The following is an 18,834-nucleotide window of genomic DNA, read 5'->3' as shown; positions in this document are numbered from 1 at the left end:
ACGGCCTGCGAATCGAAAGTTCGATACGCAGGCCGTTCGCGTACGCAACCTCAGCCCAACAGCTCCCGAACCACCGGCACCAGAGCCCGAAACGCCTTGCCCCGGTGGCTGATCGCGTTCTTCTCCGTCGGGGTCAGTTCCGCGCAGGTTCGGGTGTCGCCCTCCGGCTGGAGGATCGGGTCGTAGCCGAAGCCGTTCGTGCCGACGGGGGCGTGGCGCAGGGTGCCGCGGAGTTGGCCCTCGACCACGCGCTCCGTGCCGTCCGGGAGGGCGAGTGCCGCCGCGCAGGCGAAGTGCGCGCCCCGGTGGGTGTCGGCGATGTCGCCGAGCTGGGCGAGCAGCAGGTCCAGGTTGGCCTTGTCGTCGCCGTGGCGGCCTGCCCAGCGGGCGGAGAAGATGCCGGGTGCGCCGTTCAGGACGTCGACGCAGAGGCCGGAGTCGTCGGCGACGGCGGGCAGGCCGGTGGCCCGGGCGAGGGCGTGGGCCTTCAGCAGGGCGTTCTCGGCGAAGGTGACGCCGGTTTCCTTGACGTCGGGGATGTCGGGGTAGGCGTCGGCGCCGACGAGGTCGTGCGGGAGGCCGGCGTCGGCGAGGATCGCGTGGAGCTCGGTGATCTTTCCGGCGTTGCGGGTGGCGAGGATCAGGCGGGTCATGGGCCCAGTATCCCGACCGCGGTACGGGATCCTGTACGGCGCCCGCGCTATCCCGCCAGGTAGCGGATCTGGTCCCACAGGACCGGGTCGACGACGCCGACGCGGCGGCGGAAGTCCCAGAGGGGTACGTCGCGCAGTTCGTCCGTTTCCAGGAAGCTGGCGCGGCCCTGGGCGTCGCCGACGGCGCCGGGGGGCAGGGGGATCACTCCGGCGCGTTCGTCGTGGTACTTGCTGGTGATCTTCGCGACGGTCACGTGGTCGCCGCGGACGGTCAGTACGAGGCAGGGCCGGTCCTTGGCACCGGGTCCCTCTTCGTAGGGGACGTTCGCCCACCAGATCTCGGCGGGCTGCGGCCGGTCTCCGCGCCGGCGGGGTCCGCCCGGCGGGCGCGTACGGCCGGACGGTCTGCGCCCGCGTCGCCCCCAGCCGTCGATGAGCGTCGCCACGAGCGCGAGCAGCACGACGGCCGCGAGTGCGAGCCACCAGGACGTGTCCATACGAAGAAGGTACCGGCGGGTACCCGGGTCCGCTCCCCGTCCGCTCCCCTTCCGCTTCTCCTCTCGGAGAAGCCCATGCGTGCCTGTGTTCGTTCGATCCATCCGAACCGGTGACAGCTCAGGTGAGTTCGCCCACAACAGCCCCTGGCGGAGGAGCGACCGGCCCTTTTGCGCCTTACGCTCGACGGACCGCACGACCCCCGTTCCCACATCTGCTCCGAGTACATGCGCCGGGTTTCCGGTCACCGCATCTGCTCTGTGCACTTCCTGCCAGCGCGGAGGTTCCAGCTTTATGAAGCTCACCGTCGTCGGCTGCTCGGGGTCGTTCCCGTCCGCGGAATCGGCCTGCTCGAGCTACCTCGTCGAGGCCGACGGCTTCCGGCTGCTTCTCGACATGGGCAATGGTGCCCTTGGCGAGCTGCAGCGCCACTGCGGTCTCTACGACCTCGACGCGATCTTCCTCAGCCATCTGCACGCCGACCACTGCATCGACATGTGCGCGTACTTCGTCGCGCGCTACTACCGCCATGACGGCGGCCGCTGCGACCCGATCCCGGTCTACGGGCCGGAGGGCACCGAGCAGCGTCTCACCACGGCCTACGCCGATACGCCGTCCGCCTCCTCGATGAGTGAGGTCTTCGACTTCCACACGGTCAAGCCGGGCACGTTCGAGATCGGTCCGTTCACCGTGCACACGGAGAAGGTGCGCCATCCTGTGGAGGCGTACGGCATCCGGGTGGAGCACGGCGGCCGCTCGCTGACGTACTCCGGTGACACGGGCGTGAGCGAGTCCCTGGACGAACTCGCCCGCGACACCGATCTGTTCCTGTGCGAGGCGGCGTTCACGCATGGCAAGGAGAACATTCCGGATCTGCATCTCAACGGCCGTGAGGCGGGCGAGACCGCGACCCGTGCCGGGGCGCGCAGGCTGGTGCTGACGCACATCCCGCCGTGGACGGACCCCCGGATCAACCTGGCGGACGCCCGGACCGCGTACGACGGTCCGGTGGAGCTGGCGGCGCCTCGGGTGTCGTACGAGATTTAGGGCGTACGTGCGTGAAGGCCCCGGAACCTGGTGGGTTCCGGGGCCTTCGTGCTGTTCAGGGCGGGCTCATGCCTTGGTGAGGTCCTCGAGTTCCTCCTCGGGCTCGCGGCCCGGGGTGGTGAGGTTGAACTTGATGATGGCGAAGCGGAAGGTCACGTAGTAGATGACCGCGAAGACCAGGCCGATCGGGATGATCATCCAGGGCTTGGTGGCGAGGTTCCAGTTGAGGAAGTAGTCGATCGCGCCCGCGGAGAAGCTGAAGCCGTGGTGGACGCCCAGGGCCCAGGTGACGGCCATGGAGAGGGCGGTCAGGACGGCGTGGATGACGTAGAGGATCGGCGCGACGAACATGAACGCGAACTCGATCGGCTCGGTGATGCCCGTGACGAACGAGGTCAGCGCGAGGGACAGCATCATGCCGCCGACGGCCTTGCGGCGCTCGGGACGGGCGGTGTGCGTGATCGCCAGGGCGACGGCCGGGAGGGCGAACATCATGATGGGGAAGAAGCCCGTCATGAACTGGCCCGCGGTGGGGTCGCCGTGGAAGAAGCGGGGCAGGTCGCCGTGCCAGACCGCACCGGCGGAGTCCTTGTAGGAGCCGATCTCCTGCCAGGCGACGGTGTTGACGAACTGGTGCATGCCGACGGGAAGCAGCGCGCGGTTGATGGCGCCGAAGATGCCCGCGCCGACGGCGCCGAGGCCGGTCATCCACTCACCGAAGTTGGTGATGACGTCGCCGATGGGCTCCCAGACGAGGCCGAAGAAGACGCCGACGGCGGTGCCGATGAAGGCCATCAGGATCGGGACGAGGCGGCGGCCGTTGAAGAAGCCGAGCCAGTCGGGGAGCTTGGTGCGGTGGAAGCGCTGCCAGGTGACCGCGGCTATGAGTCCCATGACGATGCCGCCGAGGACCTTGGGGTCGTTGTAGGTCGCGGCGATGTCCGCGCCCTTCTGGACCTTGGCGTCGGTGATCGGGAACGCGGTGAGGACGTTCTTGTAGACGAGGAAGCCGACGAGTGCCGCGAGCGCGGTGGAGCCGTCGGCCTTCTTGGCGAAGCCGATGGCGATGCCGACGCAGAACAGCAGGGGGAGGTTGCTGAAGACCGCGTCGCCGGCGGTGGCGAACACGGAGGCGACCTTGTTCCAGCCGAGGCCGTCCTTGCCGAACACGTCCGGCTGGCCGAGCCGGAGCAGGATGCCCGCCGCGGGGAGCACGGCGATCGGGAGCTGCAGGCTGCGGCCGACCTTCTGCAGGCCCTGGAACAGGCCGGATCCCCGCTTCTTTGCGGGGACCGCCGCGGCGGTGGCGGTACTCATACTTCCTCCATCGGGTGGCGTGGTCTACACCACTCAGTGGTGTAGACCTGTTGTAGCACGGTGAAGGCCGGATAAGGAACCCGCGATTCCTGCTACCGGACTGCTACGCGGAGTGCCGGTCCCGGACGCGACGAAGGGCCCTCGGACCAGTGGTCCGAGGGCCCTTCGCGCGGGGTGTTTTCAGGCCTTGGTGATGTCCTCGACCTCTTCCTCCGGCTCGCGTCCCGGGGTCTTCAGGTCGAACTTCGTGATCGCGAAGCGGAAGATCACGTAGTAGACGGCGGCGAAGCAGAGGCCGATGGGGATGATGGCCCAGGGTCTGGTGGCCAGGTTCCAGTTGATGACGTAGTCGATGAGGCCGGCCGAGAAGCTGAAGCCGTCGTGCACACCGAGGCCCCAGGTCACCGCCATGGACACACCCGTGAGGATCGCGTGGACCGCGTAGAGGAGCGGCGCGATGAACACGAAGGAGTACTCGATCGGTTCGGTGATGCCGGTGACGAACGACGTCAGCGCGACGGAGAGCATCATGCCGCCGATTTCCTTGCGGCGATGGGGTTTTGCGCAGTGCGTCATCGCGAGGCAGGCGGCCGGCAGGGCGAACATCATGATGGGGAAGAAGCCCGAGGTGAACTGGCCCGCGTTCGGGTCGCCCGCCAGGAACATGTTGATGTCACCGTGCACGGGCTGCCCGCCGCCCGGCGGGTTGAAGGTGCCGAACTGGAACCAGATGGGCACGTTCAGGAACTGGTGCAGGCCGATCACGAGCAGCGCGCGGTTGGCGACGCCGAAGACGCCCGCGCCCCAGGCGCCGAGGTCGACCAGCCAGTCGCTGAAGTTCTCCAGGCCGTCGCCGATCGGCGGCCAGATCCACAGGCACAGCGCGGCGAACGCGATGGCGATGAAGGACATCATGATGGGGACGAGGCGGCGGCCGTTGAAGAAGCCGAGCCAGTCGACGAGCTTGGTGCGGTGGTAGCGCTGCCAGAAGTACGCCGCCAGCAGTCCCATGATGATGCCGCCGAAGACGCCCGGGTTCTGGTACGAGAACCCCGTCACCGAGTGGTCGGCGGCCTGGCACCCGACGCCCTCGATCGACGTCATGCCCTTCCCGCAGTCCACCGGGAACTGGTGCAGCACGTTGTAGTAGACGAGGAAGCCCGCGACCGCCGCGAGCGCGGTGGAGCCGTCGGCCTTCTTCGCCATGCCGATGGAGACGCCGATGCAGAACAGCAGCGGGAGTCCGAGCGAGCCGTCGAGGAGGGCGCCGCCCGCGCCTTTCATCACCTTGGAGACATCGGTCCAGCCGAGTCCGTCGTCACCGAACACGTCCGGCTGGCCGAGCCGGTTGAGGATGCCGGCCGCGGGCAGGACGGCGATGGGCAGTTGAAGGCTGCGGCCCATCTTCTGCAGACCCTGGAAGAGGTTGTTCCAGTGGGTGCGCGCGGGTGGGGGTGCGGGTTCGGCGGCGCTGTCGGCACTCATCGGCGTCCTCCGGACGGGACCGGGTTTGGCGACCGTCCGCCGGGTGGTGTAGACCAGTTGACGGACGGTCGCGCTGTCGTGAACGCCATCATTCGGTACGTACGACATGACCGCTCGCGAAGATGGGCCAACTGTGGGTTACTGCGACAAAGCGGTTCGGATCAGGGAGTAAGACATGGCCACCAAGGCTGAGAAGATCGTTGCCGGACTCGGCGGGATCGAGAACATCGAAGAGGTCGAGGGCTGCATCACCCGCCTCCGCACCGAGGTCATCGACGCGAGCAAGGTCGACGAGGCCGCCCTGAAGGCCGCGGGTGCGCACGGCGTCGTCAAGATGGGCACGGCGATCCAGGTCGTCATCGGCACGGACGCCGACCCGATCGCGGCGGACATCGAAGACATGATGTGAGGTCGCTTCGCGGCCGGACACACAGCTGAACTCATCCCTGAGGGGCTGCTTCCGTTACCGGCGGCAGCCCCTCGGTCATGTGCGGCTAGGCTCAGCGCCATGTCTCGAATCGACGGCCGCACCCCCGAACAGCTCCGCCCCATCACCATCCAGCGTGGCTGGAGCAAGCACGCCGAGGGCTCCGTCCTCGTCTCCTTCGGCGACACGAAGGTCTTCTGCACCGCCTCCGTCACCGAGGGCGTCCCGCGCTGGCGCAAGGGCAGCGGCGAGGGCTGGGTCACCGCGGAGTACTCGATGCTGCCGCGCGCCACGAACACGCGCGGCGACCGTGAGTCCGTACGCGGCAAGATCGGCGGCCGTACGCACGAGATCAGCCGCCTGATCGGCCGTTCGCTTCGCGCGGTCATCGACTACAAGGCGCTGGGCGAGAACACGATCGTCCTCGACTGCGACGTCCTTCAGGCCGACGGCGGCACCCGTACCGCCGCGATCACCGGCGCCTACGTCGCCCTCGCCGACGCCGTCGCCTGGGCGCAGGGCAAGAAGCTGGTCAAGGCCGGCCGGCAGCCGCTGACGGGCACGGTCTCCGCCGTCTCCGTCGGCATCGTGGGCGGGGTTCCGCTGCTGGACCTCTGCTACGAGGAGGATGTGCGGGCCGACACCGACATGAACGTCGTCTGCACGGGCGACGGGCGGTTCGTCGAGGTCCAAGGCACCGCGGAGGCCGAGCCGTTCGACCGCAAGGAGCTCAACTCCCTGCTGGATCTTGCCGTTTCGGGCTGCGACGAGCTCGCGGCCATTCAGCGGGCGGCTCTTGAGGCAACCGCGGGATAAGTCTTCGCGTTCTTATGGGTACGGGCGTACGGTCCAGCCGTGCGTCCGTTGACCACAGTGTTTCGCATGTCCACGGGGAGGACTGTTCCATGGCCTCGCGCCACCGTCGCCGCACCGCGGCATTCGCCGTCGTCGCCGCACTTGTCGCCGTACCGGCGGTCGTCGGCTGCGATGCCGTCGACAAGGCTCTGGACTGTGTCCAGACCGCCGACTCCATCGCCGACAGCGTCACCGATCTCCAGCAGGCGGTGGAGAACGCGACGAACGACCCGACGCAGACCGACGAGTCCCTCAACTCCATCGAGAAGAGCCTCGACAAGCTGGGCGACAAGACCGACAACACCGATGTGAACAAGGCGGTCGACGACCTGAGCAAGGCCGTCGGCAACGTCCGTACGGCCGTCAAGAACGGCGATTCGACGCCCGACATCAGTCCGGTGACGGACGCGGCGGGCGAGCTGACGAAGGTGTGCACGCCGTAAGTCGCTCGGGGTTTCCCGGGGCCTGGGTCACAACCCCCAGACCCCGGCTCCGGGGCCTACGCCCAGAGCTGACCCTGCAGCGTCTCGATCGCTTCCTCCGTCGTCGCCGCCGTGTAGACGCCCGTCGACAGGTACTTCCAGCCGCCGTCGGCCACGACGAAGACGATGTCGGCCGTCTCCCCGGCGTTGACGGCCTTCCTGCCGACGCCGATCGCGGCGTGCAGGGCCGCTCCGGTGGAGACGCCCGCGAAGATGCCCTCCTGCTGGAGGAGTTCGCGGGTGCGGGTGACCGCGTCGGCGGAGCCCACGGAGAAGCGGGTGGTCAGGACCGAGGCGTCGTACAGCTCCGGCACGAAGCCCTCGTCGAGGTTGCGCAGGCCGTAGACCAGGTCGTCGTAGCGCGGCTCGGCGGCGACGATCTTCACGTCCGGCTTCTGCTCGCGCAGGAAGCGGCCGACGCCCATCAGGGTGCCGGTGGTGCCGAGGCCCGCCACGAAGTGCGTGACCGAGGGGAGGTCCGCCAGGATCTCCGGGCCCGTCGTCGCGTAGTGGGCGCCCGCGTTGTCCGGGTTTCCGTACTGGTAGAGCATCACCCAGTCCGGGTGCTCCGCGGCGAGCTCCTTGGCCACGCGGACGGCGGTGTTGGAGCCGCCCGCCGCGGGGCTGGGGATGATCTCGGCGCCCCACATGCCGAGCAGCTCCCGGCGTTCCTGCGAGGTGTTCTCGGGCATCACGCACACCATGCGGTAGCCCTTGAGCTTGGCCGCCATGGCGAGGGAGATGCCGGTGTTGCCGCTCGTCGGCTCCAGGATCGTGCAGCCCGGCGTCAGGCGGCCGTCCTTCTCCGCCTGCTCGATCATGTGCAGGGCCGGGCGGTCCTTGACCGAGCCGGTCGGGTTGCGGTCCTCAAGCTTCGCCCAGATCCGGACGTCGTCGGACGGCGAGAGCCGCGGCAGGCGCACCAGAGGGGTGTTGCCCACCGCGGCCAGCGGGGAGTCGTAGCGCATGGGGGATCAGCGGCCGATCAGACCATGCCGCCGGCGACGGCCGGCAGGATCGTCACGTTGTCGCCGTCGGTGAGCTTGGTGTTGATGCCGTCGAGGAAGCGGACGTCCTCGTCGTTGAGGTAGACGTTGACGAAGCGGCGCAGCTCGCCGCCGTCCACGATGCGGGCCTGGACGCCCGGGTGGCGGGTCTCCAGGTCGGCGAAGAGCGCGGCGAGGGTCTCCCCGCCGCCCTCGACGGCCTTCTGTCCGTCGGTGTAGGTGCGGAGGATGGTGGGGATGCGGACCTCGATGGCCATGGCTCAGGGCTCCTGTCGGGAGTGATCGGTCGGTAGGCGCGCGGCAGCGCAGAACAGCGGTGATGCGTGGTGAGGCGCCGCGGCTCACGGCCGGACGGCGGCAGGGTCCGGCGTCAACAGATGGCGCTGGCGAGCCTGCACAGGTCGACGTGCAGCCGCGCCACGAGCAGTGCGCCCGGCGTCTTGTCGCTCACGTCGTGGAAAACCATGGGCTCATCGTATCGATTCCCGGTCCGGATCCCGGAGTGTGATCCCACACTCCGGACATATTTCGACCAAAACGTGAGATCAGTACGCCTCCACGACCTTGACCTCCTCCTCCGTGACCTCTCCCTCGACGATCCGGAAGGACCGGAACTGGAAGGGGCCGGCGTCGTCGGTGTCCGCGGTCGAGACGAGCACGTAGTGGGCGCCGGGCTCGTTCGCGTAGGTGATGTCGGTGCGGGAGGGGTGGGCCTCGGTGGCCGTGTGGGAGTGGTAGATGATCACCGGCTCCTCGTCGCGGTCGTCCATCTCGCGGTAGAGCTTGAGGAGGTCCTGCGAGTCGAACTCGTAGAACGTCGGTGAGCGGGCGGCGTTCAGCATCGGGACGAAGCGCTCGGGGCGGCCCTCCCCCACCGGGCCCGCGACCACGCCGCAGGCCTCGTCGGGGTGGTCCTGGCGCGCGTGCGCGACGATCTGGTCGTACAGGGCCTGGGTGATGGTCAGCATGGGGCTCAGGATATGCAGAGGGGCCGCCGCGTACCGAAGGGTGGTACGCGGCGGCCCACATGCTGAGCGTGGAGGCCTCAGACCTGCTCGTACGCCGGCTCGCGGCGCTCCGCGACCTGGGGGTTGCGGGCCTTCAGGATCGCCCAGCCGATGCCGAGCGCCGCGGACCAGACGGCCATCACGTACAGGCAGACGCGGGAGTCGGCGTCGTACGCGATCAGGCCCGTGACGAAGAGGAGGAAGGCGATGGCGACGTAGCTGCACTTCGCGCCGCCCGGCGCCGGGAAGGAGGAGGCGGGCAGGCGGCCCGCGTCCACGGCCCGGCGGTAGAGGACGTGGCTGACCAGGATCATCAGCCAGGTCCAGATGCCGGCCGCGGTGGCCACCGAGGTGACGTAGCCGAAGGCCTTCTCCGGGACGACGTAGTTCAGGACCACTCCGATGCCCATGAAGGCGACGGAGACGGTGATGCCGAGCGCGGGGGTCTTGGAGGCCGAGAGCTTGTTGAAGGCGCGGGGCGCCTCGCCGTTGTCCGCGAGGTTGCGCAGCATGCGGCCCGTCGAGTACATGCCCGAGTTGCAGGAGGAGAGGGCGGCCGTCAGCACCACGAAGTTGACGATGCCCGCGCCTGCCGGAATGCCGATCATCGCGAACGCCTTCACGAAGGGGCTCACGCCGGGGGCGAACTCGGTCCACTTCACGACGCAGAGGATGACGGTGAGGGCGCCGACGTAGAAGAGGGCGATGCGCCAGGGCAGGGTGTTGATCGCCTTGGGGAGCGTCTTCTCCGGGTTCTCGGACTCGCCTGCCGTCACGCCGACCAGCTCGACGGCGAGGTAGGCGAACATGACGCCCTGCAGGGTCATCAGGGACGAGCCGATGCCCTTGGGGAAGAAGCCGTCGAACTGCCAGAGGTTGGAGACGGCCGCGGTGTCACCGGCGGAGCTGAAGCCGAAGGTGAGCACGCCCAGGCCGATCACGATCATGCCTATGAGGGCGGTGACCTTGATCATCGAGGCCCAGAACTCGATCTCGCCGAACACCTTCACCGAGATCAGGTTGGCCACGAAGAGCACGACCAGGAAGACCAGCGCCGACACCCATTGCGGGATCGACGGGAACCAGTAGTGGACGTAGATCGCGGCGGCGGTCAGTTCCGCCATGCCGGTGACCACCCACATGAGCCAGTACGTCCAGGCCGTGAAGTAGCCGAAGAACGGGCCGAGGAACTCGCGGGAGTACTCCGCGAACGAGCCCGAGACCGGGCGGTAGAGGAGCAGTTCGCCGAGCGCTCGCATGATGAAGAAGATGATCACGCCGGCGATGGCGTACATGAGGATGAGGCTGGGGCCCGCCTTGGCGATGTTCGCCCCGGCGTTGAGGAACAGGCCGACGCCGATGGCGCCGCCGATCGCGATCATCTGTACCTGGCGGCTGCCGAGCCCTCGCTCGTACCCCTCTTCGGGGGTGTCGCCGCCCACGACTCCATTGCGGCTCTGCTCTTCTTGCTGCTTACCGACCTGCGACGAGGTCATGTTGGTGCGCCTTCCTCCATGCCGAACCGAGCCAGTCCCATGGCTTCGGATCGGGTTCCGATCCCCCCGGATGTGATGGAGCTGAGCGGGTTCTGCGACCCGCTCGTGCCTGGCCGGCGGTCGCCGGCTCGGTGGCGCACCCGACCGGACGTGGGTGGTGTCCTGTCGGGCGGTCGTGAAGATTTATCACGGCCGCAACATGGCTCGGCGGCCCGGTTCGTGGCGCACACCACAGGGAGAACCGGACAAAAAACAAACCGCGCCCCAAAGGGCGCGGTCATAGTGACTTTATCGTTATCCGGATCTGAGCGTCCGCTGAGCGAACGGAATGGGCCGGCGGCCCGACTACGGCATCAGGGCGCTGACCAGCGTCTCCTGGAGTCCGCCCAGCCACAGATAGGCCATCACCATCGGCTTGCGCGGGTCCTCGTCGGGCAGCCGGTAGAGGAGGTCGGTGTCCTCCTCGTCCTCGATGTCGAGGCGGGAGCCGATCGCCAGGCGCAGGTCGTTGAGGGTGCGCAGCCACTGCCCGCACTCCTCGGCGGACAGCTTGAGGACGGCGCTGCCCTCGCCCTCCGTGGTGAGCGCGTCCAGGGAGCGGATCACCACGAGGGCGTTCTCGCGCTTGCCGGCCCGCAGGTCGTTCTCGGTGAAGCGGCGGAACTCCGCGGAGTGCGCGCGCTGCTCCTCGGCCTGTTCGGGTGAGCGTGCCTCTACGTCCGGGCCGCTGTAGGCGTCCGGGAAGAGGCGCATCAGCACCGGGTCGGAGGGCGGCTCGCTCGGGCCCTCCGCGAACAGCTCGGCGAGCGGGTCGTCGGGGGCGTCCTCGGCGGGGCCCGGTCCGATGAGCTCCAGCAGCTGTACGGCGAGGGAGCGGATGATCGAGATCTCGACCTCGTCGAGCGCGACGGCCGCGCCGCCGCCGGGGATCGGTTCGAAGTGTCCTGGCATCAGGTTGCGTCGCTACTTCCGGTCCACTCGGTACGTGAGGTCACTGAGACCAACGGTCGGTGTGTGGGGGTCGCTGAGGTCACTTGCGGTCCTGCTGGAGGGTGGCCCACAGACCGTAGCCGTGCATGGCCTGCACGTCGCGTTCCATCTCCTCGCGGGTTCCGCTGGAGACGACGGCCCGGCCCTTGTGGTGGACGTCGAGCATGAGCTTGGTGGCCTTGTCCTTGGAGTAACCGAAGTACGCCTGGAAGACATAGGTCACGTAGCTCATGAGGTTGACCGGGTCGTTGTGGACGATCGTCACCCACGGGACATCGGGCTCGGGTACGGCGAAGACCTCTTCCGCCGACTCGGTCTTTTCGGTCTCTAGGGGAGCGGGAGCCGTCACACGGCCCATGCTGCCACCAGAAGGGGGTGCCCGGCCAAACGGGCCCCACAAAAGCGACCCCCTAAATCGTCAGAGTGACGAGATGGGGGTAGCATCGCCTCCCATGAACACAGCGGACCTTGGGCTGCCGGTGGACGTTCCCTCGACGGCGCTCTTCACGGACCAGTACGAGCTGACGATGCTGCAGGCCGCCCTCGCGGCCGGGACCGCCGAGCGGCGCTCCGTCTTCGAGGTCTTCACCCGGCGGCTGCCGGAGGGGCGCCGCTACGGAGTGGTGGCCGGGACCGGCCGCGTCCTGGACGCCGTGGAGAACTTCCGCTTCGACGCGGGCGTCCTGGGCTTTCTGCACGAGCGCGGGATCGTGAACGAGGAAACCCTCGAATGGCTCGCCTCGTACCGCTTCGGCGGGGACATCTGGGGCTATCCCGAGGGCGAGGTCTACTTCCCGGGCTCGCCGATCCTGCGGGTCGAGGGCTCCTTCGCGGAGTGCGTACTCCTGGAGACGGTGATCCTCTCCATCCTCAACCACGACTCGGCGATCGCGGCCGCCGCCTCCCGGATGGCGTCCGCCGCCGGGGACCGGCCGCTGATCGAGATGGGCGCCCGGCGCACGCACGAGCTGGCCGCGGTGGCCGCCGCGCGCGCCGCCTACGTGGGCGGCTTTGCCACCACTTCCGATCTCGCGGCCGGATTCCGCTACGACATCCCGACCGTGGGCACCTCCGCGCACGCCTTCACCCTCCTGCACGACCACGAGCGCGACGCCTTCCGCGCCCAGGTGAACTCGCTGGGCCGGGGCACCACGCTCCTCGTGGACACCTACGACGTCACGGAGGCCGTCCGGATGGCCGTCGAGGTCGCCGGGACCGACCTCGGGGCCGTGCGCATCGACTCCGGGGACCTGCTCCTGGTCGCGCACCGGGTGCGGCAGCAGCTGGACGAGCTGGGCGCGACGGAGACGAAGATCGTGGTGACCTCGGATCTGGACGAGTACGCGATCGCCTCGCTGGCGGCGGCACCCGTGGACGCGTACGGCGTCGGCACCCAGCTGGTGACGGGGTCCGGCCATCCCACGTGCTCGATGGTCTACAAGCTGGTCGCGCGCGCCGAGTCGGCGGACCTGAAGGCTCCGCTGGTGGCGGTCGCGAAGAAGTCGAGCGGCGGCAAGACGTCCATCGGCGGCCGCAAGTGGGCGGCGCGGCGCCTGGACGAGTACGGGGTCGCCGAGGCCGAGGTGATCGGCACCGGCGCGGTCCCCGGCGAGCTGGCCGACCGGCAGCTCCTGGTCGAGCTGGTCAAGGGCGGCCGGGTCGTGGCCCGCGAGCCGCTCGACGCCGTACGCGACCGGCATGCGGCCGCCCGCGCGAACCTGCCGCTGTCGGCGACCCAGCTCTCGCGCGGAGAGTCCGTGATTCCGACGGAGTACGTCTGAGACTCCGGCCGAAGTACGTCCGAGGCGGTCCGGTGCGGGGTGCCCGGGCGCATGAACACCCGGTGAGCGGGAATGCAACGGCAGCGCCCCCGCCCCGCGCCGGGGGCCCGCGCACTCTCCCGTCCCGCACACGAAGTCTCTAAGCTCGGTAGTTCGAAGGCCGGGCCCGCACCCCACCACCGACCGACCCGCCGCCGAGCCGAAGGACACCGCCCATGCGCCGCGCCTTGATCGTCGTAGATGTGCAGAACGACTTCTGCGAGGGCGGCAGCCTCGCGGTGTCGGGGGGTGCCGACGTGGCCGCCGCGATCACCGAGCTGATCGGGCAGGCGCCCGCGGGGTACCGGCATGTCGTGGCCACCCGCGACCACCACATCGCCCCCGGCGGCCACTTCGCCGACAACCCGGACTTCGTCCACTCCTGGCCCGCGCACTGCGTGGCCGGCACCGAGGGCGTGGGCTTCCACCCGAACTTCGCGCCCGCCGTCGCCTCCGGCGGGATCGACGCCGTCTTCGACAAGGGCGCCTACGCGGCGGCGTACAGCGGCTTCGAGGGCGTCGACGAGAACGGCGTCCCGCTGGGCGACTGGCTGCGCGCCCGCGCGATCGACGAGGTCGACGTGGTGGGGATCGCCACGGACCACTGCGTACGGGCGACGGCCCTGGACGCGGCCGCGCAGGGCTTCCGCACCCAGGTGCTGCTCGACCTCACGGCCGGAGTCGCCGAGGAGACCACCGAGCGCGCGCTGGAGGAGCTGCGGGGCGCGGGCGTGGAGCTGACCGGCAAGCCCGTCGTTTAGGGCTCTCCTGCCCTCACAGCCCCTGAGGAGCCGTGGGGCGGCGCAGCAGGGCCCGGAACGGGTGCCACAGCTCCTGGGGCAGCTCGGGGCCGCCGACACCGTTGTCACGGGCCGTGTCGGGGGCCGTACGCCATATGAGGCCGTCCGGGTGGTGCAGGACGGCGGTGATCTCGTCCGGGGACGGCGGGGCCGAGTTGCCGCGCAGGTAGACCGCGCGCATTCCGAGGTTGCGGAGCCTGGTCAGGGCTCGGGCGCGGTTCTGGGCGAGCACGAGTACGCGGACGCAGTCCGTGCCCTCCCCGGGCGTGGTGGGCAGGTTCAGCGCCACCACCACGCTGCCGTTAGGCAGCTTGCAGAAACCTCCTGCGGCCATGCAGTCACACCCCCGTGTGCACCGGTGTCAATAAGAAATCCACAGGACGCACCTAAACACGATCGGCCGCAACCCGCCAGGGGGTTGCGGCCGATCACTTTCTGACCTGCGGAAACGCTGACTACTTCACTGCGGGGCCGACCTGGAGCGAGATCGTGGAGCCGTCCTTGGCTTCCTTGACGATCTTGATCTTGGTGTTGGTGTCAGTGACCTGGACACCGGCGGTCGGGGTGGCCTTGTCGTAGTAGGTGCTGGTGTGGTCGTTGAAGACCGACACACCCTTCGACGAGCGGATCTTGGTCGCCACGTCCGCGTGGTGCAGCGTGATGCCGTCCGTGCGGTAGCGGCTGAAGGTCGAGTCGTACGACTGGAGGCGGCTGCTCATCGCGGTGCCGTCGGCCCACTTCAGCGCGGTCGGGTGCGAGTCGATCGGCAGGACCAGACCGACGCCCGGGTGGACGCTGGTGTTGTTGTCCGCCTGGGAGGTGTCCCACTTCCAGATGAGCAGACCGTTCTGGTACGGGTAGTGCTCGACCCAGTCCGGACGGGTCGTCGAGAAGCCGAAGTTGTACGGGCCGACCTTGAGGGTCTTGTCGTACGAGACGTACTGGCGGTTCTCGGCGATGTAGTACTGCGCGTAGTCCTTGGTGAACGACGCGCCGATGCGGGAGAAGCCGGTGGCGGTCCACGCGGCGTCCGCGCTCTCCACGTTGTCGGAGAAGAGGGCGGCGCCGTCGGCGGTCACGGAGATCTCGTCGGCCGCGAAGCCCTTCTGCGAGACACCGCCGTCGGTGGCGTAGCGGAAGCGGACGTCGATCTTCTTGCCCGCGTAGGCGTCGAGCGGGTACGACAGCTTCTGGTACGCGCTCGCCGTGCCGGTGAGGGCGGTCTTGCCGCTGGCGTCCTTGCCGATGGCCGCGCCGTTCGCCGTGCCGTCCAGGACGGTCCAGTTGGCGCCGCCGTCGGTGGACACCTCGGTGTAGAGGTAGTCGTAGCCGTTCTCGATGTCCCACCAGCCGTCGAGGTCCAGGGTGGCCTTCGACTTGCCGGTCAGGTCGACCGAACGGGTCAGCGTGTTCTTGAGGTTGTCACCGCTGCCGCTCCACCACTGCGTGGCGCCCTGGGCCGGGGCGACGACCTCGGTCTTGACGGCCTTCTCGGGCAGCGTGACGACGAGCGCCTGCTTGTCCCAGGTGTTGTACTCGGCGACGCCCAGCTTGTGCGTGGACTGCTTGCCGGCCTTCGCCGTGTCGTAGTTGAGCCAGCCGAGCTGCATCTTGTCCCAGGCGCTGAAGTCACCGGGCAGGTCGCCGATGGCGTTCTTGCCGGTGCCGAGCCAGGAACCGGACGACATCAGGGTCCAGAAGCCGGTGGAGTTGTCGCCGCCGCCGCTGGTGTCGTAGTGGTCCGGCAGACCGAGGTCGTGGCCGTACTCGTGGGCGAAGACGCCGAGTCCGCCGTTCTCCGGCTGGATGGTGTAGTCGCCGACCCAGATGCCGCTGTCGCCGATCTGGGTGCCGCCGAGCTTGTTGCCCGTGGGACCCGTGGCGCCCGCGTCGGTGCCGAACGCGTACCAGCGGTGGGCCCAGATCGCGTCGGTGCCCTGAGCGCCGCCACCGGCGGACTCGTCCTCACCGGCGTGCACGATCTGGAAGTGGTCGATGTAGCCGTCGGGCTCGTTGAAGTTGCCGTCGCCGTCGAAGTCGTAGCGGTCCCACTGGTCGAACTTGGCCAGGTCCGCCTTGATCGCGGCGTCGGTGCGGCCGGCCGCCTTCTGCTGGGCGACCCAGGCGGTCACGCCGTCGCTGACGACGTTCCACACGCTGGGGCAGTTGGTGGAGCCGCACGCGTTGTTGCCGTAACGGGCCTCGTTGTAGGGCACCTTGACCCAGTCGGCGACCTCACCCGAGACCGAGTAGCGGCCCGAGGACTCCTTCTCGTAGAACTTCTTCATCGACTCGACGTTCTTGCCGGTGCCGAAGTAGAGGTTCTGGAAGTGCTTCTGGTTGTAGTCCGCCTGCCAGGCAGTGCTGTTGTCCTTGGCGCGGTCCGGCTTGGCTATCTTGTTGTGCAGCGGGCCGGCGGTGCCGCCCGCACTGGCGTCGGTCTTGTCGCCGAACTCGACCAGGATCGTGAAGATCTTGTCGGTCTTCTCGCGGCCCAGCTCGACGTACTTGCTGTGGCCCTTCTTGCTCTTGAGCTGAACCACCCGCGAGCCGTTGCGGTCCTTGACCTGGGCGTCGCCGGATATGACCTGGTTCAGGGCCTCTTGGCGCTGCGCCTTCTGGGTCTTGCTGAGCGGGCCGTCGAGGTCGTGGTCGACCTTCGTCTTGGCCGGCTGCGGGTCGTGCCGGTTCACAGCCGCCGACGAGGTGTCGTCGGCCTGCGCGACGGCGAACGTCGAGAACGTGGCGGTGGCCGCCGCGAGAGCTACGCCCACCGCGGCCGCTCTGAACGTCCATGATCTGCTGGTCACTTGATTCCTCCCCCGCGTTCGTCCGCGCGGATGGAAGGGATCCTGGTCATGGGTCCGCGCGCGTATACGCGTGTCAAGTGACGACATTTGACCGGAGTTACCAAAGAAAAGACAGATCTTGACTTGGACCCGCCAACTGCACTATGCAGTCATGACCGTTCGATATCCGGACGGCGTGCGGGGCGTCTATGTGCCGCTCAACGGGCGCGTCGACCCGTCCACTTCGTGGACTGCATGACTCCGTGCGCCCCCCGTGCTCCGGCACCGTGGGTTAGGTCACGCTTACCGGCTGTTCCCCTCGGGCATGCAGCGGAATAGAGTCGATTGGCGGAGCGCCGGATGTCGGCGGATTGCCATGGTCGACGCCGTTTCTCACCCCCGATTCTTATCCGCACCTCCCCCATCGCGAGAGGCACCCGGGGGGAGACCCCCACCCGAGGACACGATTGCCATGCCTCGTCCGAACGCCGCACAGCTCGCCTACGGTTCCTGCACCGTGATCTTCTCGACGCTCGCCATGCTGCTGCTGTCTCAGACGAGTTCGAGCCTGGGGATCATCCTGATCGCCTTCTCGGCTCTCGCTCTCGGGCTGCTGGTCGCCATGACGGTCCCGCTGCCCAGGTCGGCGCCCGCCGAAGGAACTTCGGCCGCCGCTACGGCTACCGCGGCCGCTGTCGCGCAGGAGCGGGTCCCGGTGCGGCGCGAGACCGCGTCCGTCGCCGTCTCCGTGTCCATCGCGCCCGAACCGATGCCGGTGTCCGTGTCGGCGTCCGCCGCTTCCGTGCCCGTACGCGAAACGGCGGGCCCGTGATGCACGGACCCGCCGCGGTGCAGTGCGCCGCCCTCCAGGTCAACGGGTGCTGACCACCACCGTCTTGGCCGCCTTGTCGTGCAGGCCCTGCTTGTAGGGCCTGTCGAAGAAGCTCCAGCCGCCCGCGATCGCGGTCCAGACACACGCGCAGCAGAACGCGAACGGGATCCACAGCACGGCCGCGCGCATCAGCGCGGTCTGCGCGGAGGGCGTGGCGCCGTTGTCGAGGTTGGCCACGCGCAGGTTGAGCAGCTGCTTGCCGAGGGTCTGGCCCGACTTGCTGACCATGAGGGTGTCGTAGGCGATGTAGAGGACGGCGCCGACCACCTCCCGGCCGAACGAGTCGGCGAACTTGATCTTGTCGGTGTCCAGCGTGTACTGGCTGAAGCCGAAAGCCCAGGACAGCAGCCACACCACGACACCGACGATGATCATGTCGAGGATCCTCGCCAGGACCCGCTTGCCGCTGTCGGCGAGCGGAGGCATCCCCGCGAGGGGATCGCCGGCGCCGCCGCCGTAGGGGCCGCCACCGCCGTAGGGATCGCCGCCGTAAGGACTGCCGCCGCCGTACGACGGGGGCTGCCGGCCGCCGTAGGGGGCGTCGTAGGGGGAGCCGCCGCCCTCGGCGGGCGGGGGCTGCTGCTTCCTGAGCGGGTCGTCGTCCGGTGGATTCTGACCGGAGCCGGGGGGCGGCGGTTCGCTACTCATGGCCCGAGTGGACCGCGAACCCCCCGGTTCCGCATCCGGCGAGCGGCCGTCCGAGGGACCGCCTCGCCTACGGCCGATGCGCTACGTCGTCCTACGTCCCCGCCGCTACGAAGGTGTGGGCCGCCTTGTCGTGCCAGCACTGGCGCCACGGGCGGTCGAAGAGGCACCACAGGATGCCCACGACACCGATGCCGAGGACGCCCGGGATGCCGTAGACGAGCCAGCGGCGCAGGGCCAGGCCGAAGGACGGCGGCTCGTGGGCCTCGATGTCGCGCACCTCGATGCCGAGGAGCTTCTTGCCCAGGGTGCGGCCCCACTTGGCGGTGGGCAGCGCCTCCGAGAGGACGCCGACGAGGAGCAGAACGGCGACGATGACACCGAGGTACGCGGCGGTCGTGCCGTCGAGCAGCCAGACCGTCACCGTCTCGCCGGACAGCTTGGCCGCGTCGATCTTCTCGTTGACGTGGTCGAGCGCCTTGGTGCCCAGCGGCACGGCGGCCGCGGCGGTGACCGCGCCCAGCACCACGGTGTCCACGAGCCGGGCGGCCAGCCGCCTGCCGAGCGCCGCCGGACGCGCGGCCGACTGCCGGCGCGCGGCCGCCGTGAAGATGTCCTCGACCGGGG

22 protein-coding genes are annotated in these 18,834 nt (G+C 68.8%); 7 read left to right on the top strand and 15 right to left on the bottom strand.

The genetic code is table 11. The annotated features are described in order from the left end of the window. Window positions 1–50 precede the first annotated feature (50 nt). Both rdgB and ABZS97_RS20020 read right to left on the bottom strand, forming a co-directional pair. Complete coding sequence (gene rdgB, locus ABZS97_RS20025) at window positions 51–653, bottom strand: RdgB/HAM1 family non-canonical purine NTP pyrophosphatase (RefSeq protein ID WP_356139610.1); 603 nt, start codon at window positions 651–653, stop codon at window positions 51–53. 47 nt (window positions 654–700) lie between these two features. After that, window positions 701–1,150 carry a type II toxin-antitoxin system PemK/MazF family toxin gene (locus ABZS97_RS20020; RefSeq protein ID WP_356139609.1) on the bottom strand — a complete coding sequence of 150 codons (450 nt, stop codon included), beginning with the start codon at window positions 1,148–1,150 and terminating at the stop codon, window positions 701–703. Between the two features lie 292 nt (window positions 1,151–1,442). Between ABZS97_RS20020 and ABZS97_RS20015 the strand changes: the two genes are divergently transcribed. Beyond that, window positions 1,443–2,195: an MBL fold metallo-hydrolase gene (locus tag ABZS97_RS20015; RefSeq protein WP_356139608.1), complete on the top strand. Its 753-nt coding sequence runs from the start codon at window positions 1,443–1,445 to the stop codon at window positions 2,193–2,195. Between the two features lie 66 nt (window positions 2,196–2,261). Here ABZS97_RS20015 and ABZS97_RS20010 read toward each other — a convergent pair whose 3' ends face one another. Both ABZS97_RS20010 and ABZS97_RS20005 read right to left on the bottom strand, forming a co-directional pair. Further along, the gene (locus ABZS97_RS20010) at window positions 2,262–3,512 is read right to left on the bottom strand and encodes a PTS transporter subunit EIIC (RefSeq protein WP_356139607.1); all 1,251 of its coding nucleotides are present in this window, start codon (window positions 3,510–3,512) and stop codon (window positions 2,262–2,264) included. A 180-nt stretch (window positions 3,513–3,692) separates the two neighbouring features. After that, complete coding sequence (locus ABZS97_RS20005; protein WP_356139606.1) at window positions 3,693–4,997, bottom strand: PTS transporter subunit EIIC; 1,305 nt, start codon at window positions 4,995–4,997, stop codon at window positions 3,693–3,695. 175 nt (window positions 4,998–5,172) lie between these two features. On the opposite strand from ABZS97_RS20005, the gene ABZS97_RS20000 reads away from it, so the two are divergent. The 3 genes from ABZS97_RS20000 to ABZS97_RS19990 all read left to right on the top strand — a co-directional run bounded on the left by ABZS97_RS20000 (window position 5,173) and on the right by ABZS97_RS19990 (window position 6,722). After that, window positions 5,173–5,406, top strand: a complete 234-nt coding sequence (locus ABZS97_RS20000; RefSeq protein ID WP_356139605.1) for a PTS glucose/sucrose transporter subunit IIB — start codon at window positions 5,173–5,175, stop codon at window positions 5,404–5,406. A gap of 99 nt (window positions 5,407–5,505) precedes the next feature. Then, window positions 5,506–6,240, top strand: coding sequence for a ribonuclease PH (rph, locus tag ABZS97_RS19995; RefSeq protein WP_356139604.1), 735 nt, complete (start codon window positions 5,506–5,508; stop codon window positions 6,238–6,240). Between the two features lie 89 nt (window positions 6,241–6,329). Then, window positions 6,330–6,722 (top strand): hypothetical protein, encoded by a 393-nt coding sequence (locus ABZS97_RS19990; RefSeq protein WP_356139603.1) that lies wholly within the window; start codon window positions 6,330–6,332, stop codon window positions 6,720–6,722. A 56-nt stretch (window positions 6,723–6,778) separates the two neighbouring features. Here ABZS97_RS19990 and ABZS97_RS19985 read toward each other — a convergent pair whose 3' ends face one another. The 7 genes from ABZS97_RS19985 to clpS form a co-directional block, all read right to left on the bottom strand. Then, a complete protein-coding gene (locus tag ABZS97_RS19985; RefSeq protein ID WP_356139602.1) occupies window positions 6,779–7,729 on the bottom strand; it encodes a cysteine synthase in 951 nt (316 codons plus the stop codon). Between the two features lie 17 nt (window positions 7,730–7,746). Beyond that, window positions 7,747–8,025, bottom strand: coding sequence for a MoaD/ThiS family protein (locus ABZS97_RS19980; RefSeq protein ID WP_356139601.1), 279 nt, complete (start codon window positions 8,023–8,025; stop codon window positions 7,747–7,749). 113 nt (window positions 8,026–8,138) lie between these two features. Continuing rightward, complete coding sequence (locus tag ABZS97_RS19975; protein WP_350954403.1) at window positions 8,139–8,234, bottom strand: putative leader peptide; 96 nt, start codon at window positions 8,232–8,234, stop codon at window positions 8,139–8,141. Window positions 8,235–8,313: 79 nt separating this feature from the next. Continuing rightward, on the bottom strand, window positions 8,314–8,736 hold the full coding sequence (locus tag ABZS97_RS19970; RefSeq protein WP_356139600.1) for a M67 family metallopeptidase: 423 nt from the start codon (window positions 8,734–8,736) through the stop codon (window positions 8,314–8,316). A gap of 77 nt (window positions 8,737–8,813) precedes the next feature. Beyond that, window positions 8,814–10,271, bottom strand: coding sequence for an amino acid permease (locus ABZS97_RS19965; RefSeq protein WP_356139599.1), 1,458 nt, complete (start codon window positions 10,269–10,271; stop codon window positions 8,814–8,816). Window positions 10,272–10,616: 345 nt separating this feature from the next. After that, the gene (locus ABZS97_RS19960; RefSeq protein WP_356139598.1) at window positions 10,617–11,222 is read right to left on the bottom strand and encodes a DUF2017 domain-containing protein; all 606 of its coding nucleotides are present in this window, start codon (window positions 11,220–11,222) and stop codon (window positions 10,617–10,619) included. Between the two features lie 79 nt (window positions 11,223–11,301). Then, entirely contained in the window at window positions 11,302–11,619 is a 318-nt protein-coding gene (gene clpS, locus ABZS97_RS19955) for an ATP-dependent Clp protease adapter ClpS (protein WP_356139597.1), read from the bottom strand. 94 nt (window positions 11,620–11,713) lie between these two features. Here clpS and ABZS97_RS19950 point away from each other — a divergent pair, with 94 nt between their 5' ends. Both ABZS97_RS19950 and ABZS97_RS19945 read left to right on the top strand, forming a co-directional pair. Then, window positions 11,714–13,042, top strand: a complete 1,329-nt coding sequence (locus ABZS97_RS19950; protein WP_356139596.1) for a nicotinate phosphoribosyltransferase — start codon at window positions 11,714–11,716, stop codon at window positions 13,040–13,042. Between the two features lie 215 nt (window positions 13,043–13,257). Then, on the top strand, window positions 13,258–13,842 hold the full coding sequence (locus tag ABZS97_RS19945; protein WP_356139595.1) for a nicotinamidase: 585 nt from the start codon (window positions 13,258–13,260) through the stop codon (window positions 13,840–13,842). A gap of 13 nt (window positions 13,843–13,855) precedes the next feature. Here the strand turns inward: ABZS97_RS19945 and ABZS97_RS19940 are convergent, their stop codons facing one another. Together ABZS97_RS19940 and ABZS97_RS19935 are read right to left on the bottom strand one after the other, a co-directional pair. Then, the gene (locus ABZS97_RS19940) at window positions 13,856–14,215 is read right to left on the bottom strand and encodes a hypothetical protein (RefSeq protein ID WP_356139594.1); all 360 of its coding nucleotides are present in this window, start codon (window positions 14,213–14,215) and stop codon (window positions 13,856–13,858) included. Window positions 14,216–14,336: 121 nt separating this feature from the next. Further along, window positions 14,337–16,691, bottom strand: a complete 2,355-nt coding sequence (locus ABZS97_RS19935; RefSeq protein ID WP_356139593.1) for an immune inhibitor A domain-containing protein — start codon at window positions 16,689–16,691, stop codon at window positions 14,337–14,339. Window positions 16,692–17,142: 451 nt separating this feature from the next. Between ABZS97_RS19935 and ABZS97_RS19930 the strand changes: the two genes are divergently transcribed. Further along, entirely contained in the window at window positions 17,143–17,502 is a 360-nt protein-coding gene (locus ABZS97_RS19930; protein ID WP_356139592.1) for a hypothetical protein, read from the top strand. Between the two features lie 39 nt (window positions 17,503–17,541). Here ABZS97_RS19930 and ABZS97_RS19925 read toward each other — a convergent pair whose 3' ends face one another. Then, window positions 17,542–18,210, bottom strand: coding sequence for an RDD family protein (locus tag ABZS97_RS19925; protein WP_356139591.1), 669 nt, complete (start codon window positions 18,208–18,210; stop codon window positions 17,542–17,544). A 91-nt stretch (window positions 18,211–18,301) separates the two neighbouring features. Then, window positions 18,302–18,834 (bottom strand): RDD family protein (locus tag ABZS97_RS19920; protein ID WP_356139590.1); only part of this gene is annotated, 533 nt, incomplete at its 5' end.

It is taken from the genome of Streptomyces sp. NPDC005485 (assembly GCF_040606085.1).
In the GTDB taxonomy this organism is placed as follows: domain Bacteria; phylum Actinomycetota; class Actinomycetes; order Streptomycetales; family Streptomycetaceae; genus Streptomyces.
The sequence above is the reverse complement of the archived record's forward strand: the minus strand, read 5'-3'. Positions and strand labels throughout refer to the sequence as shown.